General features: G+C 72.1%; 23 protein-coding genes. 6 read left to right on the plus strand and 17 right to left on the minus strand.

Annotated elements, in window-relative coordinates:
* Positions 1 to 340 precede the first annotated feature (340 nt).
* Positions 341 to 706 (minus strand): ATP-binding protein, encoded by a 366-nt coding sequence (locus R9X44_RS22405; RefSeq protein WP_319816210.1) that lies wholly within the window; start codon positions 704 to 706, stop codon positions 341 to 343.
* A 5-nt stretch (positions 707 to 711) separates the two neighbouring features.
* Positions 712 to 1,059 (minus strand): STAS domain-containing protein, encoded by a 348-nt coding sequence (locus R9X44_RS22410; protein WP_319816211.1) that lies wholly within the window; start codon positions 1,057 to 1,059, stop codon positions 712 to 714.
* A 195-nt stretch (positions 1,060 to 1,254) separates the two neighbouring features.
* Between R9X44_RS22410 and R9X44_RS22415 the strand changes: the two genes are divergently transcribed.
* Complete coding sequence (locus R9X44_RS22415; RefSeq protein ID WP_413774971.1) at positions 1,255 to 3,495, plus strand: DEAD/DEAH box helicase; 2,241 nt, start codon at positions 1,255 to 1,257, stop codon at positions 3,493 to 3,495.
* A 1,346-nt stretch (positions 3,496 to 4,841) separates the two neighbouring features.
* Here the strand turns inward: R9X44_RS22415 and R9X44_RS22420 are convergent.
* The 9 genes from R9X44_RS22420 to R9X44_RS22455 all read right to left on the minus strand — a co-directional run bounded on the left by R9X44_RS22420 (position 4,842) and on the right by R9X44_RS22455 (position 13,324).
* Positions 4,842 to 6,389, minus strand: a complete 1,548-nt coding sequence (locus R9X44_RS22420) for a hypothetical protein (RefSeq protein WP_319816213.1) — start codon at positions 6,387 to 6,389, stop codon at positions 4,842 to 4,844.
* Between the two features lie 43 nt (positions 6,390 to 6,432).
* Complete coding sequence (locus tag R9X44_RS35795; RefSeq protein WP_413774974.1) at positions 6,433 to 7,371, minus strand: Rv3654c family TadE-like protein; 939 nt, start codon at positions 7,369 to 7,371, stop codon at positions 6,433 to 6,435.
* 131 nt (positions 7,372 to 7,502) lie between these two features.
* Entirely contained in the window at positions 7,503 to 7,913 is a 411-nt protein-coding gene (locus R9X44_RS22425) for a TadE family type IV pilus minor pilin (protein WP_413774975.1), read from the minus strand.
* Complete coding sequence (locus tag R9X44_RS22430) at positions 7,910 to 8,083, minus strand: DUF4244 domain-containing protein (protein ID WP_319816215.1); 174 nt, start codon at positions 8,081 to 8,083, stop codon at positions 7,910 to 7,912. The genes R9X44_RS22425 and R9X44_RS22430 overlap by 4 nt, the downstream gene beginning before the upstream one ends.
* A 100-nt stretch (positions 8,084 to 8,183) precedes the next feature.
* Positions 8,184 to 8,867 carry a type II secretion system F family protein gene (locus R9X44_RS22435; protein ID WP_319816216.1) on the minus strand — a complete coding sequence of 228 codons (684 nt, stop codon included), beginning with the start codon at positions 8,865 to 8,867 and terminating at the stop codon, positions 8,184 to 8,186.
* A 114-nt stretch (positions 8,868 to 8,981) separates the two neighbouring features.
* Positions 8,982 to 9,668 carry a type II secretion system protein gene (locus R9X44_RS22440; RefSeq protein WP_319816217.1) on the minus strand — a complete coding sequence of 229 codons (687 nt, stop codon included), beginning with the start codon at positions 9,666 to 9,668 and terminating at the stop codon, positions 8,982 to 8,984.
* Positions 9,665 to 10,840 (minus strand): TadA family conjugal transfer-associated ATPase, encoded by a 1,176-nt coding sequence (locus R9X44_RS22445; protein ID WP_319816218.1) that lies wholly within the window; start codon positions 10,838 to 10,840, stop codon positions 9,665 to 9,667. The genes R9X44_RS22440 and R9X44_RS22445 overlap by 4 nt, the downstream gene beginning before the upstream one ends.
* 74 nt (positions 10,841 to 10,914) lie before the next feature.
* Positions 10,915 to 11,907 (minus strand): septum site-determining protein Ssd, encoded by a 993-nt coding sequence (gene ssd, locus R9X44_RS22450; RefSeq protein ID WP_319816219.1) that lies wholly within the window; start codon positions 11,905 to 11,907, stop codon positions 10,915 to 10,917.
* Between the two features lie 661 nt (positions 11,908 to 12,568).
* The gene (locus R9X44_RS22455) at positions 12,569 to 13,324 is read right to left on the minus strand and encodes an oxidoreductase (protein WP_319816220.1); all 756 of its coding nucleotides are present in this window, start codon (positions 13,322 to 13,324) and stop codon (positions 12,569 to 12,571) included.
* A gap of 148 nt (positions 13,325 to 13,472) precedes the next feature.
* On the opposite strand from R9X44_RS22455, the gene acs reads away from it, so the two are divergent.
* The 4 genes from acs (at position 13,473) to R9X44_RS22475 (ending at position 17,191) form a co-directional block, all read left to right on the plus strand.
* The gene (gene acs / locus R9X44_RS22460) at positions 13,473 to 15,395 is read left to right on the plus strand and encodes an acetate--CoA ligase (RefSeq protein ID WP_319816221.1); all 1,923 of its coding nucleotides are present in this window, start codon (positions 13,473 to 13,475) and stop codon (positions 15,393 to 15,395) included.
* 117 nt (positions 15,396 to 15,512) lie between these two features.
* Positions 15,513 to 15,911, plus strand: coding sequence for a phage holin family protein (locus R9X44_RS22465; RefSeq protein WP_319816222.1), 399 nt, complete (start codon positions 15,513 to 15,515; stop codon positions 15,909 to 15,911).
* Positions 15,901 to 16,773 carry an alpha/beta hydrolase gene (locus R9X44_RS22470; protein WP_319816223.1) on the plus strand — a complete coding sequence of 291 codons (873 nt, stop codon included), beginning with the start codon at positions 15,901 to 15,903 and terminating at the stop codon, positions 16,771 to 16,773. Before R9X44_RS22465 ends, R9X44_RS22470 begins: the two co-directional genes overlap by 11 nt.
* A gap of 1 nt (position 16,774) precedes the next feature.
* Positions 16,775 to 17,191: a DUF309 domain-containing protein gene (locus tag R9X44_RS22475; RefSeq protein ID WP_319816224.1), complete on the plus strand. Its 417-nt coding sequence runs from the start codon at positions 16,775 to 16,777 to the stop codon at positions 17,189 to 17,191.
* A 9-nt stretch (positions 17,192 to 17,200) separates the two neighbouring features.
* On the opposite strand, the gene R9X44_RS22480 is transcribed toward R9X44_RS22475, so the two are convergent.
* From R9X44_RS22480 to R9X44_RS22495, 4 genes are all read right to left on the minus strand, one after another.
* Positions 17,201 to 18,412, minus strand: a complete 1,212-nt coding sequence (locus tag R9X44_RS22480) for a MarP family serine protease (protein WP_319816225.1) — start codon at positions 18,410 to 18,412, stop codon at positions 17,201 to 17,203.
* 85 nt (positions 18,413 to 18,497) lie between these two features.
* Positions 18,498 to 19,085, minus strand: coding sequence for a CoA pyrophosphatase (locus R9X44_RS22485; protein WP_319816226.1), 588 nt, complete (start codon positions 19,083 to 19,085; stop codon positions 18,498 to 18,500).
* A gap of 164 nt (positions 19,086 to 19,249) precedes the next feature.
* Complete coding sequence (locus R9X44_RS22490) at positions 19,250 to 21,667, minus strand: FtsX-like permease family protein (RefSeq protein ID WP_319816227.1); 2,418 nt, start codon at positions 21,665 to 21,667, stop codon at positions 19,250 to 19,252.
* Positions 21,664 to 22,419, minus strand: coding sequence for an ABC transporter ATP-binding protein (locus R9X44_RS22495; protein WP_319816228.1), 756 nt, complete (start codon positions 22,417 to 22,419; stop codon positions 21,664 to 21,666). Before R9X44_RS22495 ends, R9X44_RS22490 begins: the two co-directional genes overlap by 4 nt.
* Positions 22,420 to 22,505: 86 nt before the next feature.
* Between R9X44_RS22495 and R9X44_RS22500 the strand changes: the two genes are divergently transcribed.
* Positions 22,506 to 23,111 carry a response regulator transcription factor gene (locus tag R9X44_RS22500; protein WP_319816229.1) on the plus strand — a complete coding sequence of 202 codons (606 nt, stop codon included), beginning with the start codon at positions 22,506 to 22,508 and terminating at the stop codon, positions 23,109 to 23,111.
* Here the strand turns inward: R9X44_RS22500 and R9X44_RS22505 are convergent, their stop codons facing one another.
* A complete protein-coding gene (locus R9X44_RS22505; RefSeq protein ID WP_319816230.1) occupies positions 23,112 to 25,229 on the minus strand; it encodes a histidine kinase in 2,118 nt (705 codons plus the stop codon).
* A gap of 46 nt (positions 25,230 to 25,275) precedes the next feature.
* Complete coding sequence (nth, locus tag R9X44_RS22510) at positions 25,276 to 25,932, minus strand: endonuclease III (RefSeq protein WP_319816231.1); 657 nt, start codon at positions 25,930 to 25,932, stop codon at positions 25,276 to 25,278.
* Between the last annotated feature and the right edge of the window lie 208 nt (positions 25,933 to 26,140).

Raw genomic sequence — 26,140 nt, forward strand, 5'->3', positions numbered from 1 at the left:
GCGACGAACCACAGGATCGCCATGATGACCAGCATCGCGGCGAAGATCATCGCAAACCCTTTTGCACCACTCATGCGCCCCAGCGTAGACGGCGTCGCGCGGGGTCGGACACCGCCTGTGGAAAACCCGACGATCTCCGCCCGACCGCGCCCGGGACGCCCTCCGAGGCTCCCGGGCGCGGTCTCAGCGTGAGATTTCCGTCTCACCGCCCGTGCGGCCGCCCACGACCGCTCAGGGATTCATCGGCCCTTTTCCCGGACGAAGCGGGAATTTCGCCTATCTTCCCAGAAAAACAGAAAAGGCCCCACGATCACGGAGTGGGGCCTTTTCTGTGGATAAGTCAACGCGTGGGCCAGCTCATACTGATCGTCGTGCCCTCCGCGGTAGAGACGATCTCCAGCTCATCGGCGAGGCCCTTGATCACGGCCATGCTCAGGCCGTCATCCTCCGGCTGCGCCCGGGCGCTGTCACTGACCGAGACGGAGAACCGCTCTCCCCCGTCGGTCAGGGCGAGCCGCACGGGCTCCTCCGGGCAGTGCTTCTGATGCGCCTCCACCGCACGCGAGCACGCCTCGCCGACGGCGAGCCGCACCTCGTCCAGCAGCGGCTCGGCGACGCCGGAGCGCACCGCCACGGCCTTGGTGACCATCCGGGCGGTCCGCACATGGATCGGGAGCGCGCTGAACGCGACTTCGACGGTGCCCACGGCGGCTACTTCGCCCGTGCTTCCCGTGCCTCGTCGATCGAGGTGTGGATGCCGAACACCTTGGTCAGGCCCGTGATCCGGAAGATCTTCAGGATGCGCTCCTGCGTGCACACCAGCTCGAGCGACCCGTCGTGCGCGCGCACCCTCTTCAGCCCGCCGACCAGGACGCCGAGACCGGTGGAGTCCAGGAACTCGACCTTCTCCATGTCCACGAGCAGGTGGAACTTGCCCTTGTTGACGAGGTCGATCAGCTTCTCCCGGAGCTTCGGCGCCGTGTAGACGTCGATCTCTCCCTCCACGTTGATGACGGTGATGCCGTCTTCACTCGTGTAGTCGGTCACCTTCAGGTCCACGGAACCTCCAGCGCATTTGCCGCAAAGTAAGCAATGTAATCGGACGTTGCAGCGTTCGCCCGTCGAAATTCAACCACGCTCCAGCGCCGTGTTCACACGAAATCCTCTGTTCGCGCGGTCTGACCTGCCGATCACGGGGCTTTGGGGTGTCGGAACGTTCTCCTGTCCCTTCCCACGATGTCAGACTGGAAACCTGTGTCAGCGCAACATCTTCTCGACGTCCTGCGAAGCGACCCCCGGCGCCGCGGGCGGCTGACGCACGTCGAGACCGTGCCCGCAAGGGCCGCGCGCACCGCGCCCTGGCCGTCGTGGGTCCCCGCGTCCGTCGTCTCCGCGCTAGACGTGTCCCACCTGTGGGAACACCAGGCGCGCGCCGCCACCCTCGCCCACGAGGGCGCGTCTGTGACCATCGCCACGGGCACCGCCTCGGGCAAGTCGCTCGCCTACCTGCTGCCCGCCCTCACCGCGGCCTTCGACGGCGACACCACCCTCTACCTCGCCCCCACCAAGGCCCTCGCGCACGACCAGCTCCGCGCGATCGAGGCGCTCGGCCTCGCCTCCGTCCAGGCCGCCACCTACGACGGCGACACGCCGGGCGAAGCGCGCGACTGGATTCGGCGTTACGCGAACATCGTCCTCACCAACCCGGACATGCTGCACTACTCGCTGCTTCCCCGGCACTCACGCTGGTCGGCGTTCCTGCGACGCCTCCGCTACGTGGTGATCGACGAGGCACACGGCTACCGCGGCGTGTTCGGCTCGCACGTCGCGCAGATCATCCGCCGCCTCCGGCGTGTCTGCGCCCGGTACGGGTCATATCCCACCTTCGTCCTCGCGTCCGCGACAGTCTCCTCTCCCGCCCGATCCGGGACCGTCCTCACCGGCGTGCCCGTCACCGCCGTCGACGTCGACGCCTCCCCGCGCGGCGCGATGACCTTCGCCCTGTGGGAACCGCCCCTCGTCGACGGCGACCTCCGCCGCCCCGCCCCCGCCGAGGCCGCCGACCTCCTCGCCGACCTCGTCGCCGCCGGGGCCCAGACCCTCGCCTTCGTCAGGTCGCGGCGCGGCGTCGAGACCGTCTCGCTCGCCGCCCGCGCCGCGCTGTCCGAGGCCGCGCCCGAGCTGCGGGACAAGGTCGCGGCCTACCGGGGCGGGTATCTGCCCTCGGAGCGGCGCGAGCTCGAATCCGCGCTGCGCGCGCGGTCGCTGCTGGGGCTCGCGACCACCAACGCGCTCGAACTCGGGATCGACGTGTCCGGGCTCGACGCCGTCCTCGTCTGCGGGTGGCCCGGGACCCGCGCGTCCCTGTGGCAGCAGGCCGGACGGGCGGGACGCGGCGGGCAGGACGCCCTCGCCGTCCTGATCGCCCGGGACGACCCACTCGACACGTACCTCGTCCACCACCCGTCGGCGATCTTCGGGGTGCCGGTCGAGGCGACCGTGCTCGACCCGGCGAACCCCTACGTCCTGGAACCCCATCTCTGCGCGGCGGCGGCCGAGCTTCCGCTGACCGTTGAGGATCTTGAGCTGTTCGGGCCCTCGGCCCCCGGTCTTGTCGAGGGGCTCACCGCGCGGGGCGTATTGCGGAAGCGGCCCGCAGGGTGGTTCTGGACCCACCGGGAGAGGCCCTCGGTCGACCTTCGCGGCAGCGGACCCTCGGTGATCCAGGTAGTCGAGGGCGACACCGGGCGGCTGCTGGGGACCGTGGACTCGTCGTCGGCGCACGGTTCCGTCCACGAGGGGGCCGTGTACGTCCACCAGGGCGAGTCCTACCTCGTGGACGTCCTCGACCTCGAAGACGCCGTCGCGCTCGTCACCCCCGCGACGCCTGACTACTCCACCAACGCCCGTACCCTCACCGACATCCGGGTGCTCGAGGAGGAGCGCAAGACCGAGTGGTCGCCGCACGCGAGCCTCCACTTCGGGACCGTCGAGGTGCGCCGCCAGGTCGTCGCCTACCAGATGCGCCGCCACGCCACCGGCGAGATCATCGGCGAGAAGCCCCTCGACCTGCCCGAACGCGTCCTGCGCACCAAGGCGGTCTGGTGGACCCTCGCCCCCGAGGTCCTCGCCCCCTACGAGGACTTCGACGCCGCCGGCGCCGCCCACGCCGCCGAACACGCGTCCATCGGCCTGCTCCCCCTCTTCGCGACCTGCGACCGCTGGGACATCGGCGGCGTCTCCACCGAACTCCATCCCGACACCTCCCGTCTCACTGTCTTCGTCTACGACGGCCACCCCGGCGGCGCGGGCTTCGCCGAACGCGCCCACGCCTCCGCCCGCCCCTGGCTCCAGGCCACCCTCGACGCCATCCGCGCCTGCCCCTGCGACCACGGCTGCCCCTCCTGCATCCAGTCCCCCAAATGCGGCAACAACAACGACCCCCTCTCCAAACCCGCCTCCCAATCCCTCCTAACCCACCTCCTAACCCCCTAACACCACACCCCCGCACCACACCCCAAGCCCCCCGCACCACAGCCACCACCACGCCCCTTCCCCATCCGCCCCCTTTGCGCCGCAGCCACCACCACACCACTCGCGCCACACCCCACGCTCCACCCCCTGCACCCCACACCCCCTGCCACACCTCCGACGTCACGCACCCATCCCGCCCTCACCACGCACTACGCACGCCATACGCCCACGCACCATGCACCACGCATGCCACGCGCCACGCACCACTCACCACGCACTACGCGCGCCACGTGCGCCATGCACCCCACGCGCGACGCACTACGCGCGCTATGCGCCACGCACGTCACGCACCACATGCGCCATGCGCCCACACGCCACGCACCACATGCGCCATGCGCCCACGCGCCACGCACGCCACGCGCCACGCGCGCCACGCGCGCCACGCGCGCCACGCACGTCATACGCGCCACGCACGTCATACGCGCCATGAGTCATGCGCTATCCGCGCCACGCGCCATACGCCACAGGCCACGCATCACCCGCTCAGTGCGCCACGCATCACCCGCTCAATGCGCCACGCATCACCCGCTCAATGCGCCACGCGTCATGCGCCACGCCACGCGCCGGATCCTTGTTCTCCTGTGCCTCCTCATGATGGATATTCGGTCGAGCCGCACTGGTCAGTGCTCTCACTAGGTAGTGGTTCGGCGACCGGCATCGTTACAACCCGGTTCGCAGGAGAAACCGGACCCCAGACCTGGGCCTTGCAGACACCCGGGGCTTATCCCCGTGAGGGCTCGCCCAGATGGGTTCTGGTGCGCGCGGGACCTGCGAAGGGTCCGGGCGCGCAGGGGCTCAGCCGCACGAAGACTCAGGAGCGCGAGGACTCAGCCGAACAAGGACTCAGGAGCGCGAGGACCTCGGGCGCGCGAGCACTCAGGAGCGCGAGGACCTCAGGCGCGTGAGGATCCCGGGCGCGTGAGGACTCAGGCGCGTAAGGGCTCAGGCGCGTAAGGGCTCAGGCGCGTAAGGGCTCGTGCGGGCGAGACCTCGGATGCGCGGCAACTCAGGCTCCTGAGAACCCGTGCGAGTAGTGAGGGCTCGTGCGGATGGGGGCCAGGCACGTGAGAGATCGTGCACACGAGGGCTCAGGCGCGTGCACGTGACGGTCAGGCCCGTGCGGGTCAGGCATGTGCGGGTCAGGCATGTGCGGGTCAGGCATGTGCGGATCAGGCGTGTGCGGGTCAGCGCGCATATGGGGGTCACGTACGTGAGGGGTCAGGTATGTGAGGGCTTAGGTGCGTGCGGGTGAGAGTCAGGTGCGCGAGGGCTTAGGCGCCTGCGAGGGGGGGGTGTTGAGGGGTGGGTCAGCGGCGGGGGAGGCGGAGGCCCCGGCGGCGGGGGCGGGGGTGTTCGAGGACCTCGGTGAGGTTGGCGGCGGAGGCGTCGGGGGAGGCGTCCGGTTCGCGGGCCGAGGCGATGCCGATGAAGGCGTTCAGGGCCTCGTCGTACTGGCGGGGTTCGGAGGGCGCGGCGGAGTCGTCGGGCGCGGTGACGGGCTCGGCGGGCGGCGTCGCGGGGTCGTCCGAGGCCGACGCGGGGTCGGGGGTCGGGGCGGGCTTGGGCGCGTCGGCGGGTGTTTCCGCGGGGGTGGGTTTGAAGCGGGCGTCGGCGTCCGGCGCGTCCTTGGCCGGGTCGGCGAGGGTCGCGGTGTAGCGGTCGTGGGGGAAGACGGCGGGCGTGTACTCGAGGTTGAGCTCCTCGACGAGTTCGCCGCCCTCCGTCTCCAGGATCTCGGTGTCCTGGGCCGGGTCGGGCACGGTGTCCTTCGCCCCGCCCTTGCGGGCCGGCTCGTCCTGCGGGGTCCCGCCGCGGGCTCGTGCGAGCGCCGCCTCGATGCTCTTGCGGCTCGCCTCGACGCGGGCGTGCGCCGACCCCTGCACGCGTGGCGCGAGACCGGGTCCGCCCGCGCGCGCGGTGCGCAGCCGACGCGTCCACGTCCCCAGATGCGCCGCGCACAGCAGCAGCACAAGGGCGATCGCGAGGCTCTTGCCCCACTGAAGGCTCTCGCTCGCCATCGTCCCGGCGGCGGTCTCGCCGCCGTCGAGAATGATCATGTCGTCGGAGGCCGCGGCGTCCGGCGTCGGGTAATACTCGCTGACCGACGGGCTCTCCTCGCCGAACACCGAGTCGTCGGGCGCGACCTCGGGGTACTGCGGCCCGGCCGCCGGAGGTTGGTAGGTGTACCCGGGCGCGGGAGGCTGCGGCGCGCTTCCGTTGCCGCTACCGCTCCCGTTGCCGTTCCCGGTCGGCGACTGCACCGCGTTCACCTTCACGGTCCTCGACGCGGCCCCGGAAGCCTGCGCGCCGGATCGCTTCGCCACCACGCTGACGGTCGCGCGCCCGCTCGCCGTCCCCGAGGACGCGAACGTCACGCTGCACCGCGCCCCGCACGCCCCGATCGAGACGTTCTTGGTGCCGAGGTCGCCGGAGACCGTGTACCCGGTGAGGTCGGGCTCGGCGCCCTTGTTCCACTGGACGGTGACTTTCTTGCCGGACGACGCGACGCTCAGCCCGCTCGGCCGCAGCGCGGGAACCGCCATGCGGAACGTGCTGTCGGCGGTGTCCCACGGGATCAGCGCGTCGAGCCGTACCGTGTGGGTGCCGTTCGGCTCGGTCCTGCCGTCGATCCGGTACGTCAGCACGGTGTTCTTGCCGCTGCCGACCTTACGGCCGTCGACGTAGAGCGTGCCGCCGCCCGTCGCCGTCTTCACCCGGACGGTCACGCTCGACGACGTGATCACCGAGCCGTTCGCGGGGGTGATCTTGGGTGCGGCGGCTCCCGACGCCTGCACCGGCGCGGCCCCGAGGACCGCGACCAGCGGAGCCATCACCAGCAGCGCCCTGACCCACACGCGCCGACTCCCTCCGTCACCAGCTCCTGCGCGGCAGCGTATATCACCCACTAGTGGCAGATATCACAGAATGGTGACGAACCCGACACCACCCCGACGCCTCCAAGCCGCCCTCTGTCCGTTTCCGGCCCACTCTCCCCCTCCCCACCCCCCAAAAACCACACCCCCACAGATGAAACCCCCTCCCTTTCCACGCACTTCCGCCACAAATCCCACCCCCGGGGCCCTCCCCCCACCCCACCCCGCCTCCCTCCGCCACTCTCCCTCCCCCGCCCCCGGCCCTCCCCTCTCCCCCTCTCTCCGCGCGCCCCCTCCCCGCCCCCACTCCTCTCCCTCGTCCTCCTTCGTTCGGCTCTTTCGCGCCCTCCCTCTCCTGCGCCCCTTCGCACCCTCCTCCACCCCCGCTGGCCTGCCCGTGCCTGAGGGCGCTGGCCAGGGTGGCGCCCGGAACAGGCCGGACTCGAACCTTGTAGCGAACCTGTCGAAGAACGGCTCGCCACGGCGGAGCGCGGAACAGGGCGGGCTCGGACCCGGGGACCTCGGCTAAGGCGGGCCCGGGGGCCAGGGCGGGGCGGGGCGGGGGCCGGGGCGGGGTCGGTGACTGGGGCTGGGGTGGGTCCTGGCCCGGGGGCGCGGGCTGGGGTGGGTTCTGGGTCGGGGGTGGTGGGGTGCCGGCGCGGGATGTGGCTTGGAGGTTCAGGGTCAAGCCGAGGAGTGTGCGGGTCACTACCGTGACCGTGGTTTGGACGGTGACGGGCAGGCCGACCGATCCCGTCACCTGGCAGGCCGTCAGCTGCGCGCCGGATCCTGCGGCGACCCTTCGCGCCGCCTCGCAGCCGTCGGTGTAGCCGCGGACGGTCCGGGCCGCCCCCGCCAACGCGGCGATGTCCGCCGCCATCTCCGCCTCCTTCCGCACGCCTCGAACGCCTCCCGCGACCATCACCACCGCCGCCAGACTCCACACGGCCCCCAGCGCCGCCATCACCCAGACCACCCCTGCTCCTTTCTCCCGTGCTCTCCTCCCTCCGCTCGCCTTTTCCGGCGATCCCCAGCCCTGCTCCGCCGACCCCTTTCGGCCTCCGACCTCGTCCCCGCCTCGCCCTCTCCCGCGCCTCACCAGCCCTCCCGCAGGCCCTCGCTCCCTCGCTGCACTCCGTCCTCGCTTTCTCCGATGTCGCGGTTTCCCCACGCCGATTCGGTGAAGGCTTCGGCGGTGACGGTGAAGGTGAGCGGCGGGAAGGGCAGTCTGGTGGGTGGGGAGTAGGTGGTCGTGACGGTGAGGACCGTCGTGTCGGCGGTTCGGGTCAGGGTGAGGACGGAGTTCGGCGGGGCGGCGCGCAGCACACGCGCGCGGACCGCGTCGGGCGGCTCGCCGCGTGCGGCGGCGCGGGCGCCCGTGTGGGCCGCGTCGACGCAGGCGAGGCGGGCGGCCGCCGCCGCGATCCCCCAGAGGGCGAACGCGACGACGGCCAACAGGGCGGGCAGCGACATCGCCACCTCGACCGTCGCCGAACCACGGCTCAGCCGACGAGCTGGAGCGCCCGTTCGACGATGTTTAAGAGCGCCTGCTGCACCGGATCGCTTGACACGATCTTGAACAGGACCCCGGCGAACGCGGCCGCGGCCACCGTGCCGACCGCGTACTCCGCGGTGGTCATGCCCGCATCCGACCGGCTGCCTCGCAGCTCGCACATCTGACCTCCCGGTCTCGGTGCCGGACCCCTCGTCCGGCCTCACCCACCAGCATCCACACTTTCTGTCAAGATCGTTTAACAGCCTGTGGACAACTTTTTCTCACGGCAGCGTGATGCCACGCGCGATGCCGGCGATCGCCGGAACGATCCCCAGCAGGACGAAGGCGGGGAGGAAGCACAGGCCAAGCGGGGCGACCGCTTTGACCCCGGCGGCGCGCGCCCGTTCCTCGGCCGCGGCAGCGGCGGCGCTTCGCTGGTCCCTGGAGAGGCGGGTCAGGACGGGCGCGAGGGGCGCGCCGCCGCGTCCGGCGCGGGCGGCGGCGCGGGCGAGCGGCGCGAGCACAGGGTCGGACGCCCTCGCCGCCCACGCGTCCGCCGGGTCAGCGCCGAGCCTGACCCGCGCCGCGACCGCCTCGAACTCCTCCCCGACGGGCCCGCCGAGCGCCTCGCCGACGGCTTCGACGGCGTCCGCCCAGGCGACCCCGGCCCCGAGGCACGCCGCCAGCAGCTCGACGGCGACCGGAAGGTCCGATTGCAGCCTCTGCCTCCTCCGCCCGACCTCCGAAGGTTCCCGACGCGCCCACCACCACCGGCACCACACCGCCGCCGCCACCCCCGGCAACACCCCTCCGATCCCTCCGAAGAACACCCAGACGCCAACCCCGACCCCGCCGCACAGCACAACGCCGAGCATCGCCCCCTCGGCCCTGCCCTGCGCCCCCTCCGCCTCCCCTCGCGTAGCCCGCTCAAGCCGCCGCGCGGCCCGCCTACCCCCGACCCACATCGCACCTCTCCCCCGAATCTCACTTATCGCCCAGAACCCCACACCGTCTCCCACCCCACCCCGAGCCGCCTTCAGACGCGCAAGGCCCTCAGCCCGTCGAGCACGCCCCGAATCTCAGGTGCGGCCCGTGTCTTCGCCGTGTTCGGCCGAGGTGGCGATCCTCGTCGTCCATGCGAGGCCCGCGGCGTCCAAGGCCAGAGCTGCGGCGAGGCAGGCCAGGCCCGGGAGGGTGGTGAAGAGGAAGGAGAGCGGGTCCGCGCCCAGGGACCAGGACATGGCGAGGCCAAGGGCGGGCAGGACGGCAAGCAGGCGGGCCGTGGTGCGGGCGCCCGCCAGCTGGGCGCGGACGGCGGCACGGTGGTTCCTGTCGTCGCGCAGCGCGCCGGCGAGGCCGTCCACGACGGGCGCGAAGGCCGCGCCGCGTTCCACGCCGATGCTCCAGCACGCCGCGAGGAGGCGCAGGGCCTCCGCCCCCGGCCGGACGGCCAGCTCACGCAAAGCCTGCGGAACGTCCGGAGCCGACGGGAGCCCGGCGAGGGCTTCACGCTGCGGCGACGGCAGGACTTCCACGGCGGCCGCCATGGCCTCCTCCGGACCTCTGCCCGCCACGAGCTCCGCGCCGAGCCCGTCGCAGAGCTCCACCACGGCCGCCGACCAGCCTTCGGCCTCCTTCCCCCGCCCGCGCAGTAACTCCGCGAACCGCTCCCGCAAGGCTCCTCCCGGTGGACGGTCGTTCCCGCGCAGGGCCGCGAGCCGCCGCGCGGACGGCCCCTCGAACATGGGCGTCACCCACGCCCTCATGCCGCCCGCTCCGCACGCGACACGGAAGCCCCCGGTGGCTCCCACCCGAGACGTTCCAGCAAGGGCCCCGCTGCAGGTGTGAGGCTGAGGCCGCCGGGCGTAAGCCGAACGGCGGTATGCGCCTCTACGAACCCGGAAGGGCTCCGGACGAGTACGGCGATCTGTCCGACCTTCCGCTGAGCCCCCTGCCGTTCCACATGCACGACGACGTCAAGGGCCGCCGCGAGCTGGCTGTGCAGCGCCTCGCGGGTGAGCCCCGCCGCGCACCCGAGCGCCTCCAGCCGCGCCGGTACGTCCTCGGGCGCGTTCGCGTGAAGCGTCCCGCACCCTCCCTCATGTCCGGTATTCAACGCATTGAGAAGTTCTACGGCTTCCGCGCCCCTCACCTCCCCGACCACAAGACGGTCCGGACGCATCCGCAACGCCTGCCGGACGAGGTCGTGAAGGGTGACCCCGCCCGCCCCCTCGATGTTGGGCGGCCTGGTCTCCAGCCGGACCACATGGGGATGGTCCGGCCGCAGCTCCGCCGAGTCCTCCACGAGCAGCAGCCTTTCCGCCGGGGAAGCGAGCCCGAGCAGGCAGCTCAACAGCGTCGTCTTCCCCGTTCCCGTCCCTCCGGTCACGAGGAAGGCGAGCCGCTTCCTGACCAGCGCAGCCAGCAGTTCCGCTCCGGCCCGGCAGACGCTCCTCTCATGGACGAGTTCGGGCAGCGTGAAGGCACGTCCGCGTGGTGACCGCAGAGACAGGCAGGTGCCTCCGGGAGCCACGGGCGCGAGGACGGCGTGCAGGCGTACGCCGCCCGGCAGCCGAGCGTCGACGTACGGCGCGGCGTCATCAAGCCGTCTGCCCGCCGCCGCAGCGAGCCGTTGGGCGAGCCTGCGTACCGTCCGCTCGTCGGCGAACCGTACGTCGGTGCGCAGGAGCTCTCCCCTGCACTCCACCCAGACCTCGTCGGGTCCGTTGACGAGCACGTCGGTCACCTCCGGGTCGCGTAGCAGCGGCTCCAACGGGCCCGCGCCGACGAGGTCGTCACGCACCTCGCGTGCAAGGCTGAGCACCTCTGTGTCTCCCAGCGCGCGTTCCTCGGCGCGCAGAGCGGCGGCCACCGCTCCGGGCGTGGCCGCGCTCCGGCTCTCGGCGAGCCGTCCTCGTACCGCTTCGGCCCAGTTCACCGGACCCTCACCCAAATGATCATGGTTTCCTCCTGTCGATTCGGCCTCTCCACCCCGGAGAGGACCCGGGAATGTCAGGCCGCGAGCGGGCCGTCGAGGAGCCTGGCGCACAGGCGTGCGAGCCGCCCCCGCACCGGTGGCGCGGCACGTTCGACGGCGGCGGGAACGCCGCGTTCGAAGTCGTAGTGGCCCGCGAGCGGAAGGCACAGCGACTCCGCGACGGCGCGCGGCGCGAGCCGTCCCGGCGCCGGCCCGCGCGTGACGAGCAGGGTCTCGTCCGGCCCCGCGGGGACCGACCGCGCCGCGAGGACCCCGCGCACCTCGGCGGGCACGAGCAGCACCGCGCGGTCGCCCGTTTCCACCGGCAACTCGACGTCGCGCGGCCGATCGGCGACGACGAGGTCGTACGCGCCGCGCGCGGCGGCGAGCACCGACGACAGGACCTCGTGCCGCACCTGGCACGGCCTGTCGTGCGCGTGGGAGAGCACGCCGACCCCTCGGGCCGAGGGCACCGCCTCCTCCAGCGCGCGGGGCGCGAGCCGTCCGCGCAGTCCGGCGAGATCCGGCCACCGGGTGCCGGGGACGCCCTCAAGCCCCAGCAGCGCGTCGAGGCCGCCGCCTCCCGCGTCGAGGTCCACGAGCAGCACACGCGCCCCCGCGCGCGCGGCCATCAGCGCGAGGGTCGTGGCGAAGACCGACGCCCCCGCCCCGCCGCGCGCGCCGGTGACCGAGACCTGACGCCCGAACGCGCCCGGCAGGCAGGCCCGCGCCATCCGCTCGGTGAGCCACGCCTCCTCATCGGGCAGGACGGCGACGCGTTCGGCCCCGAGCTCCATCGCCCGCCGGTAGACGGGAACTGTCGCGCCCCTCGCCAACACGATGACGCCCTCACGACGCGGAATACGCCCCGGTAAATCCGCTCCTATCAGGACAAGAGCGGCGCGTTGCAGCGCGTTGCGCGCCTCCGCGGCGTCACGCGCGACCGTCACCTCGACGGACGCCGCCGCGGCCAGCCGTCTGACCTCGTCGACCAATCCCGGATTCGCGGAAATCACCAGCGCATTCATGCCGACCAGACTCCACGATTCGCGCGCGTCCCGCTTCGCGGCCTGTGGATAAGTGCGACGACCCCCGCCGGGGGGAGAGCGGGGGCCGTCGCGATGGCCCGGCTCCGGGGGGGTAGAGCCGGGCCCATCCTTTCGGAAATGGCGCGTGCGCCGAGCGGGCGTGACGGGCTCGTGCGCGATCCCGTCCACCGCCTTGTCGGCAGATAGTTCATATGCTGCCCGATCACGGACGCTTGCGTCGAGGATCGGCGTTGATAACCGTGAGCTTTTTTCTGGTCCAACGGCGCGGATCACCGAGGGTGATCGAATTCGCCCCCGCCGAAGACCGAGCACAAAGCAGACCAACTGTGTCTATGACTGCGTTGGCCACATCCCCATAACCCTCGCACAGGCGACCGGCGAAGGGCGAGCCATTTTCCCGTCGGCCCTTGTCAGACGGGCTCGGGAGGCGTAAACCGGAAACACGGACGAAGTGTCCGGGCACGGCCTCCCGGTACCCACGCGCGACCAGCCACGGAAGGCGTCGCCGCGACGGGCACAGCCCGATCCGGCGAGACGAATTGCACGCCTGGTAGCCGAGAGTGATGTGACGGCGGGCGGCGTCATCCGGGACAAACCGGACGGCGCCGCCCGCCACGTTCGTTCCAAGGGACCCGCGCGCTCAGCCGCGCTCGATCGCCTCACACAGGGTCTGGGAGTCGCGCGCCCCGTACACGATCGCGTCGGCGCAGTGCCTGACCCACTCGGCGACGCCCTCGGCGGTGCCGGACAGGTAGCCGTCGAACGCCTTGCGGTACTCCGCCTCGAGTTCCATGTGGCCGACTTCGGGCGAGACCAGCGCCTTGGGGTCGAGGCCGCGGTCGATGAGCGTCAGCCGGGCCGCCGCGCGCGCGACGATCCCGTCGGCGGAGCCGAAGGGCCGCAGGGCGAGCAGTTCTCCGTGGACGATGGCGGACACCACCACGGCGGGAGCCTTGGACTTCGCCGTCAGCAGGTCGCTCAGCGCGTCGAGGCGGGCCGCCACCTCGACGGGCGAGGGGTCGCCTTCGTTACGGGGACGTCCGAGCCGGTCGGAGGAGACGGCGTCACGGGCCGCCAGTACGTGGAGCCGTGCGAAGACCTGACGGGGCGCGCTCTTCCACGTCGCGCCGAGCGGGCCCATCTCGCCGGAGATCCTTAGCGCTCCCTGGAGCAGCGGGTGGTCGGCGTGTCCGGAGCGCACCTCCTCCAGGTGCGCCTGGACGCCCTCAAGGGCCGCCGACGCGCGCGCTCCGCGCAGCAGCGACTCGGTCGAGACCTCGGTGCTCTTGCGCCGCAGGACGCGGTGCCCGCGCAGCCGGTCGACGGCCTTGCGGGCCGTGTCGCAGGCATCCTCGACCCCGGGCAGCAAAGAGACTTGAAGAAGAGCGTCGTCCACGGGCCCGAGGGTACACAGGCAGTCGACGTGTCCTGCGTCACGTACTGTTTGTAAGGAAACCTTGAAGTAAGTCGGTACTTGACAGCCCGCGCCGGGTCCCCGATTAAGTGGAGATCCAGGGCAAGTACCGCGGCACGAAGGAGTCCCCGTGAGCCAGGAAGCGCTGTCGAATCTGTTGCGGGAGAACCGCAGGTTCGCGCCGCCGCCGGACCTCGCCGCCCAGGCGAACGTCAAGGAGCCGGCGTACGCGGAGGCCGCCGACGACAGGCTCGGCTTCTGGTCGCGGCAGGCCGAACGGCTCGAGTGGGCGACGCCCTGGACCCAGGTGCTCGACTGGAGTAACGCGCCCTTCGCCAAGTGGTTCGTGGGCGGCGAGCTGAACGTCGCCTACAACTGCGTCGACCGCCATGTCGTGGAGGGCAGGGGCGACAAGGTGGCCTTCCACTGGGAGGGCGAGCCGGGCGACACAAGGACGATCACGTACGCGGAGCTCAAGGACGAGGTCTGCAAGGCGGCCAACGCGCTCGCCGAACTGGGCGTCACCAAGGGCGACCGGGTGGCGATCTACATGCCGATGATCCCTGAGACCGCCGTCGCGATGCTCGCCTGCGCCCGCGTCGGCGCGACCCACTCCGTCGTCTTCGGCGGCTTCTCCGCCGACGCCCTGCGCGCCCGTATCGAGGACGCCCAGGCCAAGCTCGTCATCACCGCTGACGGCGGCTACCGGCGGGGCGCTCCCAGCGCGCTCAAGCCGACCGTCGACAAGGCGGTCACCGACACCGTGGAGAACGTCCTCGTCGTCCGCCGCACCGGCCAGGACGTCGAGTGGGGCGACCGCGACGTGTGGTGGCACGACCTCGTGGACAGGCAGTCCGTCGAGCACACCGCCCACCCGCACGACGCCGAGCACCCGCTGTTCATCCTCTACACCTCGGGGACGACGGGAAAGCCGAAGGGCATCCTGCACACCACGGGCGGCTACCTCACGCAGGCGTCGTACACCCACTGGGCGGTGTTCGACCTCAAAGCCGACACCGACGTCTACTGGTGCACCGCCGACGTCGGATGGGTGACCGGCCACTCCTACCTCGTATACGGGCCGCTCTCCAACGGCGCTACGTCCGTCATGTACGAGGGCACCCCCGACACCCCGCACAGGGGCCGCTGGTGGGAGATCGTGGAGAAGTACAAGGTCACGATCCTCTACACCGCGCCTACGGCGATCCGTACGTGCATGAAGTGGGGCGACGCGATCCCCGCCGAGTTCGACCTGTCGAGCCTGCGCGTCCTCGGCTCCGTCGGCGAGCCGATCAACCCCGAGGCATATGTCTGGTACCGGGAGCGCATCGGCGGCGGACGCACCCCCGTCGTGGACACGTGGTGGCAGACCGAGACCGGCGCGATGATGATCAGCCCGCTGCCCGGGGTCACGCACGGCAAGCCCGGCGCGGCGATGCGCCCTCTGCCGGGTATCTCCGCCGACGTGGTCGACGACGAAGCCAACCCGGTGCCTGACGGCTCGGGCGGCTTCCTCGTCCTGACCGAGCCGTGGCCGTCGATGGCACGGACGATCTGGGGCGACCCGGACAGGTTCGTCCAGACGTACTGGTCCCGCTGGCCCGGCCTGTACTTCGCCGGGGACGGGGCGAAGAAGGACGAGGACGGCGACCTGTGGATGCTGGGCCGCGTCGACGACGTCATGCTCGTGTCCGGCCACAACATCTCCACCACCGAGGTGGAAAGCGCGCTTGTCGGGCACCCGAGGGTGGCCGAGGCCGCGGTGGTCGGCGCGGCCGATCCCGTCACCGGGCAGGCGATCGCGGCGTTCGTCATCGTGCGCGGCGACGGCGAGGTCGACGTCGAGGAGCTGCGCGCGCACGTCGGCAGGACGCTCGGGCCGATCGCCAAGCCCAAGCAGGTCCTCGTCGTGCCCGAGCTGCCCAAGACCCGCTCCGGCAAGATCGTCCGGCGCATCCTGCAGGACATCGCCGAGGGCCGCGAGATCGGCGACGCCACCACCCTCGCCGACACCACGGTCATGGACTCCATCAGGAAGGCGCTCGGCATCTGACGCCGTCGCGGAGCCCCGGATCGGTCCGGGGCTCCGCGATGTCGGACCGCCCGGATACGATCGGTGAAAGATCGGCGGCGCGACGCGCTCCACACCGGCATCCATTAGGGGGTCCCCATGGGTCGATCCAACGTCGAGGAGCAGAGTCTTGGCGAGCTCGTGGCCTCGGCCACGGGCAATGTCCAAAAGCTCGTCCGCGCCGAGCTCGAGCTCGCGAAGATCGAGCTCAAGGAGGACGCCAAGAAGGCGGCCATCGGCGGTGTGCTGTTCGCCGTGGCCGGTCTGATCGCCGGCATGATCGTCATCCTGCTGTCCATCGCGTTCGCCTATGCCCTCGTCGGCCTCGGCATGTGGCACTGGGCGGCGTTCGCGCTGGTCGCGGCGCTGTACCTGCTGCTCGCCGCGGTGCTCATCCTCGTCGGTTGGATGCGGATCAAGAAGATCGACGGCGCGCCGCGCACCCGCGAGACCCTCCAGGACGGCGTGAAGATGCTCAAGAGAGCCCGTGAGCATTGAAATCCCCGGTCCCTGGACACACCGGGACATAAGCGCGGGGGGCACCAGGTTCCATCTCGCCGAGCAGGGCGAGGGGCCGCTCGTGCTGCTCCTGCACGGCTTTCCGGAGTTCTGGTGGAGCTGGCACCACCAGCTCGAGGCGCTCGCCGCCGCCGGATACCGCGCCGCGGCGGTGGACCTGCGCGGCTACGGGGGCAGCGACAAGCCTCCGCGCGGCTACGACCTCGTCACCCTCGCGAGCGACGCCGCGGGGCTCGTGCGCGCGCTGGGCGAGGCGAACGCGGTCGTCGTGGGGCACGACTGGGGCGGGCTGCTCGCCTGGACGATGGCCGTCTACCACCCGAAGGTCGTGCAGCGGCTCGTCGCGGTGTCCGCGCCGCACCCGCTGCGGCTGCGGCGCGAGCCGCGCACCCCGTGGATGGCCCAGGCGCTGCTCAACCAGGCGCCGTTCCTGCCCGAGCGGCGGCTGACGGAGTTCAACGGGGCGAGGGCGTCGCGGCTGCTCGAGCGCTGGTCGTCGCCGGGCTGGCCCGATCAGGCCACCGACCGCCATGTGCGGGCCGCGGTGCAGATCCCGGGCGTCGCCCACTGCTCGCAGGAGTACCACCGTTGGTTTCTGCGCTCGGTACTGCGTCCCGACGGCCTGCGTTACGCGCACCGCATGGCCGCGCCCGTCCAAGCGCCCACCTTGCACCTGCACGGGGCGAAGGACCCCGCGCTGCCCCCTGCGGTCGCCCAAGGCTCAGGCCGGTACGTCGAGGCTGACTACACCTGGAAGACGATCGACCGTACGGGCCACTTCCCCCACGAGGAGCGGCCCGACGCCTTCAACGCCGAGCTCCTCGGCTGGCTGAGCCGCTGACATGCGCGACCGCGACACCGGCGGACGCCCCCGCAACGCCCGTCCCCGCGACGCCTACGGCCGCCCCCTCCCGTACGGGGCCGAGGGCGTCCCGACGACGCCGGACGACCTCACCCTCGACGCGCAGGGCACCGTCACCGAGGCACGCCGCCTCCTGGCCGCCGACCGCCCGTTCCACGCGCACGAGGTCCTCGAAGCCCGCTGGAAGTCGTGCCCGGACGCCGAGCGGCCCCTGTGGCGCGCCCTGGCCCAGCTCGCCGTCGGTCTGACCCATCTGCGCCGCGGCAACACCAGGGGCGCCGACGCCCTCTTCACGCGCGCCCTGAGGGATCTGAGGGCCTACGACGGGCCCTCCTGCGGCCTCGACCTCCCGGCCGTCGTCCGGGCCGCCGAGGACGAACGCGAGGTCCGGCTGTAGCGCGTCGCGTCAGTCGGCGCATCCCCGGGTGTCGGCGGGCCTCGTCGCGTCTCGGCCCGCGTCGGCGTCCGGCGCGACCTCGTCGGCGGTGAGCGCGTAGCCGGTGTCCTGGTCGGACATCGCGGCCGCGAAGATGACGCCGAAGACCGCACCCTGCTCGGTGAGCAGCGGGCCGCCCGAGTTGCCCGGTTCGACCGTGCCGCGTAGCGAGTAGATCTCCCGGGTGACCTGGGTGCTGCGGTAGATGTCGGGGCCCTTGGCCTTCTGCCGCGAGCTGATCTTCGCCGCCCGTACCGTGTAGGGCCGGTTCTTGGGGAAGCCCGCGACGACGGCCGCGTCGCCGCGCTGCGCCTCGGTGTCCCACTTCAGCGGCTTGGCGCGCAGGCCGGGCACGTGGATGACGGCGATGTCACGCGACGGGTCATAAAGCACGACACGTCCGTCGAACTCGCGCGAACCCACCTGGACCGACAGCGGCCCCTCGGTGCCCGCGACGACGTGCGCGTTCGTCATCAGCCGCTCGGGCGCGAAAACGAAGCCGGTGCCTTCGATGCGGCGTTGCCGCGGCTCGGTGGCGCAGTCCGGCGCGGTGCCGATGATCTTGGCGATGCTGCGCCGGGCGTCGCGCAGAGCGGGTGAGGACTCGACGGACTTGTCGGGCGGCCCCACGTCCACCAGGGGCTCGCCGCCGAGCCCGTTGAAGACCTTCGGGAAGTCGGTGCCGCCGACGAACTTGTCGAACGACTCGGCCCACCTGTCGGCCGCGAGCGGCATCGCCTGGTCGACGCCGCGCAGCACCGCCGAGTTGTGGACCTGTTTGGACAGCGCGCGGATCGGCGACTGGTCGAGCAGCACGACCCCGATGAACCAGGCGACGAGCATGAGCGACAGCACGCTCACCACCGCGCCGCCCGCCGCGTCGATGGCCCGTGCGTTGTCCCCGGTGACCCGGTTGCGCAGCACCGCGCCCGCCGAGGAGGCGATGAGCTGGCCGAACGTGGCGGCGAGGAAGGCGATGACGATCGCGAGCAGCGCCTGCTGCGCCTCCCCCTCGACCACCCAGGTGACGAGCGGGGGCGCGATGAGCACGCCGAGGACGCCCCCGCCGACGAAGCCGACGAAGCTGAGCAGCCCGACGATGAAACCCTGCCGGTAGCCAGAGACCGCGAAGAGCACGATCAGAACGATCAGGATGACATCGAGAAGGTGGTCGCCCAGCACCGCTTCAACGTACCGGGAGATCCACGTTTTGAGAGTCCCCTGACGGGAGGAGATGGCGGCCGGGCGTGTCACCGTACAGAGTGATTCATCCCCTTGCGGCCATATTGATCACTTCTGGGGGGAGATCCTCCACCCGCGTCTGGTCCCAAGGCACCGACCAGCCTCCGGCGTCCAGGACCGTCGTCAACAGGCCCGCCGTGAAGCCCCACACAAGCATGTCCCGCACGTTGAACGCCGGGCCTACGAAGCCTCCGGGCGCGCGCAAGGCGACCCGGTTGCTCGGATCGACGAGTTCGGCGATCGGCACCCGGCTCACAGAGGCGACCTCGCCCGGGTGGCCCGGAGACACCGCGCAGGGGTCGTGCCACCAACCGGCCACGGGGGTGACCCGGAAGTCGCTCCGCGAGAGGTACAGCTCGGGAAGGGCGCTGAGGACCGTCACCCCCGACGGGTCCACTCCCGTCTCCTCCTGCGCCTCGCGCAACGCCGCGCCCACCGGGCCGTCGTCCTCCGGGTCGAGGGAGCCGCCGGGGAACGCGGGCTGTCCGGCGTGCTTCTTCAACGTCGCGGCGCGTTCGAGGAGCAGGACGTCGGGGCCGTCGACGCCCTCACCGAACAGGATCAGGACCGCGGCCGGACGCGCCGTCGGCGCGGGACGCATGAAAGGGGGCACCGGAAGGTGCGGCGCCCGTTCGCGGAACAGGTCGAGCCATGAAGGAATCACGTTCGGGCAACACCCCTTGAGACGAGAATATTCGCGATGGAGACCGGCGGGCGGCCCCGTACAGGGCCCTGCGGCCCTCTGCGAGGCTACCCGCCGGTATCGTCGCGGGCCCCCTATTCCCGGACCCCCAGCGCGTCAGCGGGACGCGGCCGCAGCGCCGCCCGGCCCGCCAGCAGCAGCGCGGCGAAGGCGGGCAGCACGCCCGCCGCCACGACCGCCGCGTACGTCGTGCCGGGGAAGGTGAGCGCGCCGCCGGCCATCGCCGCGGCGTAGGCGTTGAGCGTCACCAGGGCGATCGCGGTGCCGAGCCCGGTGGCCAGCAGGACGAGCGGCAGCGTCTCCCAGGCCAGCGACCGCAGGATCTGGCCCTTGGTCGCACCCACCAGCCGCAGCAGAGCCATCTCCCTGCCTCGGCCGAGGGTGGCGACGGAGAGGGTGTTGACCAGGGAGATCACCGCGAAGGCGATGATCAGCCCGAGGGCGGCGTAGTTGGCCGAGGAGGACCCGGGCAGCGCCGCGGAAGCCGACGTCACGCCTACCGCCCCGCCCAGCGCGGCGGAGATCTCCGCGCCGGTGACGCCCTGGCCCGCGACCAGAAGGAAGTCGCTCATCGGGTCGTCCACATGGTCCGCAACAGTCGCGTAGGGAAGGGTCACCTGCGCGAAGCCGAGGCCGCTGCGGTACACCGCGACGACTTCCGCGCCCACCGGCGTGCCGTCCCCCAGTGCCATCTCCACCTTGTCGCCTAGGGCCATGCCGAGCCGCTCCTGTACGGCCATCGTGCCTTCGCGCAGGTCCGCGAGGGAGCCTTCGACCGTACGCAGGTCCATCGTCTTGTCCAGCCCTTCGGGGGTGATCCCTTGGACGCTGTACGGCGAGGAGACCGTACGCACCGTCGTACGCACGACCGCAGTGACCGCCTCCACGCCCGGCAGCTTCCGGAGCGTCTCGGCGTCCCGTGCCGGGACCTCGGGGCCGACGACGAGTCCGGCTTTGATCCCGTCGCGCAGCTGCTCCTCGGCGGCTCCGTCGAGGGTGCTTCCGGCGGCCAGGAGGGTGCAGCCGAGCGCGACGACGAGGGTCAGCGGCGCGACCACCGCGGCCGCCCGGTCCGCGCCCGTGCGCAGCTGCTCGGCGGCGAGCCCGCCCGGCACGCCCGTCCGGCGCAGCGCGGGCGCGATCACGGCGGCGAAGAGCCGGACGAGCGGCGGGCCGAGCAGGGACGCCGCGAGCGTCCACACGAGCGCGGTCAGCGGGGTGAGCGGGCCCGCGCCCCGGTCGGTGGACACCGACGCCAGCGTCAAGGTGAGGGCGACGGCGCCGCCGACCGCCGCGAGGCCCGCGACGACCCGCAGGGGCGCGATGCGGAGCCTGCCGGGGGCCGCCTCGCCCAGGGCCTCGACCGGACGGACCCGGCCCGTCCTGCGCCCCGACAACCGCGCCGCCGCCCAGGCCGCCAGCAGGCTCCCGGCGATCGCGACGGGCACCGGCAGGAACCCGGTCACCAGGGGCAGGTTCGGCGGAATCGCCCCGAGCTCGACGAACGCGTCATGCAGCGTCCCCGCGAGGACAAGGCCCGTCAGCGCGCCCGGCACCGCGGCGGCGAGCGCGACGATCAGCGCCTCCCGCCCCAGCATCCTTCTGAGCTGGCCCGGGGTCGCGGCCACCGCGCGCAGCAGCGCGAGTTCCCTACGGCGCTGGAGACCGGCGAGGGCGAAGATCCCGGAGACGGCGAGCACGGCGACGACGAGGGAGGTGCCCGCGAGCGCGCCGCCCATGCTCATCAGCCGGGTACGCGCGGCGCTCGCCTCGGGGAACTCGGCGTTCCCCCTGGCGTCGCCCTTGTGGACCTCGGCTTCCGTGCCGGAGAGCGCCGCCCGGAGGTCGTCCGCCGACGCCGTGCCGAAGACGCCGAACACGGCGGCCTGTCCGGGACGGGCGAGGGCCGACGCCTCCTCTGGCGCGAAGAAGACCGAACGCTGGGAGGCGAGCCGCTGCGCGGTCACCCCGACGACCGTGTAGTCGCGCGTACCCGTCGGCGTACGTGCGGTGAGGACGTCGCCCGGCTTCGCCCCCGCGTCAACGACGATCTCTCCGGGCTCCCGCGGCTCCCGGCCCTCGCCGATCGTGAACGGGGTGAGGACGGCCGAGTCCCACGAGTGCCCCCAAGACCGTTCAGCCGACCCGCGCTCAAGGTAGACGGGTATCTCCACCTCGGGGACGACCTCGCGTACGCCCGGCACAGCACGCAGCCTGTCCGCGATCTCAAGGGGAAGCCACGGCCGCTCCGTCACAGGCTTGTGCTTGATCTTCTCCTTGTCCTTCTTCCGCTTCACTAGGTCGATGCTCAGGTCGCCAGAGACGACGACAGGAGTCCCGGCGTAACGCTCGGGCGCTACCGAGCCGCGCAGGCCGGTGTCCATGAGCGTCGCGCAGGCCGACACAAGGGCGGCCGCGCAGAAGAGGGCGACGAACGCGCCAGCGAAAGCCGATCTGCGGTACCGCAGTGAGTTCAGGACCAGGAACCTCATGCCCAGGCCCCCAGCTTCGTCATGCGGTCGGCGACCTGCCCGGCGGTCGGCGCGGCGAGCGTGTCGACGATCCGCCCGTCGGCAAGGAACAGCACCGCGTCGGCGTAGGAGGCCGCCACGGGGTCGTGGGTGACCATGACGACGGTCTGGGCGAGTTCGTCGACTGTCTCGCGCAGCAGCGTCAGCACCTCGCGCGCCGTCATGGTGTCCAGCGCGCCGGTCGGCTCGTCGCCGAAGACCACCTCCGGGTCGGCCACCAGCGCGCGGGCGATCGCCACCCTCTGCTGCTGGCCTCCGGACAGTTCGGCGGGCCGGTGGCCCTCGCGTCCCTGCAGGCCCACCCGGGTGAGGATCTCCCGGACGCGTGCGTGATCGACCCTCGCGCCCGCCAGACGCAGCGGAAGGGCGACGTTGTCGCGGACGGTCAAGGACGGGACCAGATTGAACGCCTGGAAGACGAACCCGATCCTTTCGCGGCGCAGTATCGTCAGCCGCTTCTCGTCCATCCGCGTCAGGTCGGTCTCGCCGAGCCGTACCGTCCCGGAGCAGACCCGGTCGAGGCCCGCCGCGCAGTGCAGGAACGTGCTTTTGCCGGAGCCGGACGGCCCCATCACCGCCGTGAAGCGCCCCCGAGGCAGGTCGACGGTTACGTCCCGCAGAGCCGCGACCGCCCTCCTGCCCTTGCCGTACACCTTGCTCACGCCGTCGAGCGCCACCGCGTGTCCGGTGGCCGCCTTCACCCTGTCGTTCATGCCTTCCATGCTGGTCAACAGGGGGTGACCGGGACAGGGACGCCGTCATCGATCACCTATGACCTCGTCATGGGTAGGGTCGTGACGTGATCCGTCTGCTGCTCGCCGAAGACCAGCACGTGGTCCGTGCCGCACTGGCGACCCTGCTCGGCCTCGAGCCCGACCTCCAGGTCGTCGCCGAGGCGGCCACCGGCGAGGAGGCGGTGGCCAGGGCCCTGGTCGAGCTGCCGGACGTCGCGGTCATGGACATCGACATGCCCGTCCTCGACGGCCTCAGCGCGAGCGAACTGCTCCGCGAGAAGCTGCCCGACTGCCGGATCCTGCTGCTCACCGGCCACGGCAAGCCCGGCCACCTCAAGCGCGCGCTATCCGCGGGCGTCACGGGGTTCCTGCTCAAGACCGCGCCTCCGGACCGCCTTGCCGCCGCCATCCGCGACGTCGCGCAGGGCCGCAGGGTGCTCGACCCCGAACTCGCCGTCGCCGCGTGGGACCTCGCCGACAACCCCCTGACGCCGCGCGAGACCGACGTCCTGCGGCTCGCCGCCGCCGGGGCCGACGCCGCCGAGATCGCAAGCACGCTCTTCCTGTCGGCCGGGACCGTGCGCAACCACCTCACGGCGATCGTCGCCAAGCTCGGCGCGCGCAACCGCACCGACGCGGTGCGGATGGCCACCGAGTCCGGCTGGCTGTGATCACGGCAGCTCGGCGGTCAGCCTGAACCACCTGCCGTCCCGGGTGACGGTGAGCGCGCCGCCGCGCGCGGCGAGGCGGGTCGCGAGGTTGCCAAGGCCCGCGCCCGGCGGTCCCGGACGGGCCGCGGGGTCGAGCCCGTCGCTGGACACCTCGAGGCGGACCCGCCGCGGCCCGGGCGTCAGCGTGATCTCGCACCGGCCCGCCGCGCCGTGCTTGAGCGCGTTGGTCACGGCCTCGCGCAGCACGGGCCCCAGCACGGCCGTCGCGGCTCCGGGCACCGGGCCGCCGTCCCTGATCCGCACGGCGATCCCCGCGCTCTCCAGGACCGATCTGGCCGACGCTAGCTCCTCGGCCATGGCGGACGCCGGGGCCGCGTCGGCCGTTCCGCGCAGGTCGGCGCGGGCGTGCTCGGCGAGGCGGGCGGCGTCGTCGAGTTCGGCGCGGGCCCGCCCGGGATCGGCCGCCAGCAGGCGGGCGGCCACCTCGCACTTGAGCAGGACCGCGGCGAGGTTGTGGCCGAGCAGGTCGTGCAGGTCGCGGGCCGCGCGCAACCGCTCCTGCAGGGCCGCCGCCCGGGCCATCCCCTCCCCCGCCGCCCTCAGTTCCCGCACCTGCCGGGCGAGCAGGACGAGCCCGCGCACGACGACCCCCGTCACCAGGACGCTCACCGCGAGGTTCACGACCACGGGAGGCGGCTGCCCGAGCAGCACGGCGGCCCCCGCGACCACGGCCATGACCAGCGCGGTGAGCGGCCACGCGACCGCCGCGGGCAAGGCGATCAGCAGCGATCCCGCGAAGAACCCTGCGGTGCCCGTCCACGGGACGCCGAGCCAGGGAAGAGGCAGGAAGGTCAACGCGCCTTGCAGGAGGAGCGCCGGAGCTGTCCTGCGGTAGCCGCGCGTCCAGCCGAGCTGTACGACGCAGATGGCGCCGAGCAGGACGACCGCGTAGGGCAGCGAAGACAGCGGCGTCTGGAGAAGTCCCTTGACGCAGAAGCCCACAACGACGGTGGCGAGCAGCGCCACGGAGAGCCGTGCGGACGCGCGGTCGACGGGCGGAAGCGCCCCCTCAGTGACGGGGGCGGACGCCTCCACCGTGAACCGGCCGTCGGGTCCCAGCTCCGAGGTGAGGGCCCCGCCCGCCTTCCCGAGCCGTTCCGCGAGCGCGTCAAGGGCGCTCGCGGGCCGCTCGGCGGTGTGGACGCCGTCGTCGCCCACCCGTAGGACGACGCGGCCGTCACGCTGCCCGGTCTCGATGGCGCAGACCCGCGCGGTGCCCTCGGCGACCACCCGGGTCACCGCCTCGCGCAGGGCGGCGGCCAGAAGCGCGCCAGTCGCGCCGAGCGGCTCGGTGTGGTCCACCGCGACCCGCGCCTCGATGCCCGCGGCGGCGAGCAGGGTCCTGGCCGCGGAGACCTCGGGGGCCAGCGAGAGGCCGCGGAACTCCGCAGCCGTCGTGCGGACCGCAGTGAGGGCGGCGCGGGCGTCGGCGAGCAGCGCGCCGAGCGACGCGGCGGTCGGGTCGGGCCGCGCCGCCTCCCGCGCGAGCGCCGCGAGGCCCGCGTCGAGCCCGCCGCGCAGCTCCTCGGCGATGCGCAGGCGCTCCTCGGCGGCGGCGTTCCCCGCCGCGGTGAGCCTTGCCGCCGCGACCGCCGCGACCTGGTCGGCGAGACGGGTCAGGCCATAGACGACGAGGCCGATGACCGACGCGGTGATCGCCGAGTCCAGTGCCGCCGCGCCGAAGCCCGTACGCAGCGCGGCCACCGGAAACGCTACGGACGCCGCAAGCAGGGCCCCTGCCTTGGCCGCGCGCCCTTCGGTGAGCAGAAGCGACCCTAGGAGGAGTCCGAAGAGCCCCACGGAGACGTCGAGCCAGAGCACGGCGGTAAGGGTGAGCGCCATCTGGAGCGCCAAGGGGACCGGCCCCGGCCACCGGTAAAGGGCGTGCCGCAGTTGGAGCGCGAAGAGCGCGAACACGGACGCGATCGCGAGACCGGCACCCCAAGGGCCCGGCGCACGGGACGGCGCGGCCAGCACGTACACGGCGCAGAAGCTGAGCAGCACAAGGACGACAGTCACCCGCGCGGAAGCCGCCGCGCCGCCCACCGAACTTCTCAAAATCCCGACATTTCCCCCGAGCGTGCAGGAGGATCCTAGCCCCGCGTCAGGCGAAGGAACGGTCGCGGATGAGCTTGCGCGCGACCTCCGGGTCGGTCGGCCCGAGCCCGAACGACGGGCAATCCTGCGCGAGCGGGCAGGCCCCGCACGCGGGCCGACGGGCATGGCAGCGCCGCCGCCCATGCCAGATCAGCCGGTGCGAAAGCAACGTCCAGTCCTTCTTCGGGAACAGCTCCGCGACCGCCGCCTCGACCTTGACGGGATCGTCCTCCTCCGTCCACCCGAACCGCCGCACGACCCGCCCGAAATGCGTATCGACCGTCAACCCCGGCACCCCGAACGCGTCGCCGAGGACCACGTTGGCGGTCTTGCGACCGACGCCCGGAAGCGTGACGAGGTCGGCGAGACGGCCAGGGACCTCGCCGCCGAACCTGTCACGGATCGCGACCGACAGGCCCATGATCGACTTGGTCTTGGCGCGAAAGAACCCCGTCGGCTTGATGATCGCCTCGACGTGCTCGGGGTCCGCCGCCGCGAGATCATCCGGACTTGGGTACTTCGCGAAGAGCGCCGGAGTCGTCAGGTTCACCCGCGAATCCGTCGTCTGGGCGGAAAGAACCGTCGCCACAAGCAGCTGAAACGGATTCTCGAAGTTCAACTCACAGTGCGCGTCCGGGTACGTCTCACCCAGCGTCCGGTTCATCCGCCGAGCCCGCCGCACCAACCCAAGCCGCGTCTCCTCCCGAAACCTCTTCGCCGTCTGCCGTGGGTTCACCTGCGTAGCCATAACGTCAGGGTAGGACCTCAAGACATGGAAGCCGCTCCCCACAGAACGCGCTAACCCTATGGAGTGATGGCCTGCGCATGCTGGAGGCGAGGCTGGCGAGTTGGCCAGATCGCCACCAGGGGCT

This window comes from Actinocorallia sp. A-T 12471, assembly GCF_033875155.1.
Lineage (GTDB): Bacteria > Actinomycetota > Actinomycetes > Streptosporangiales > Streptosporangiaceae > Actinocorallia.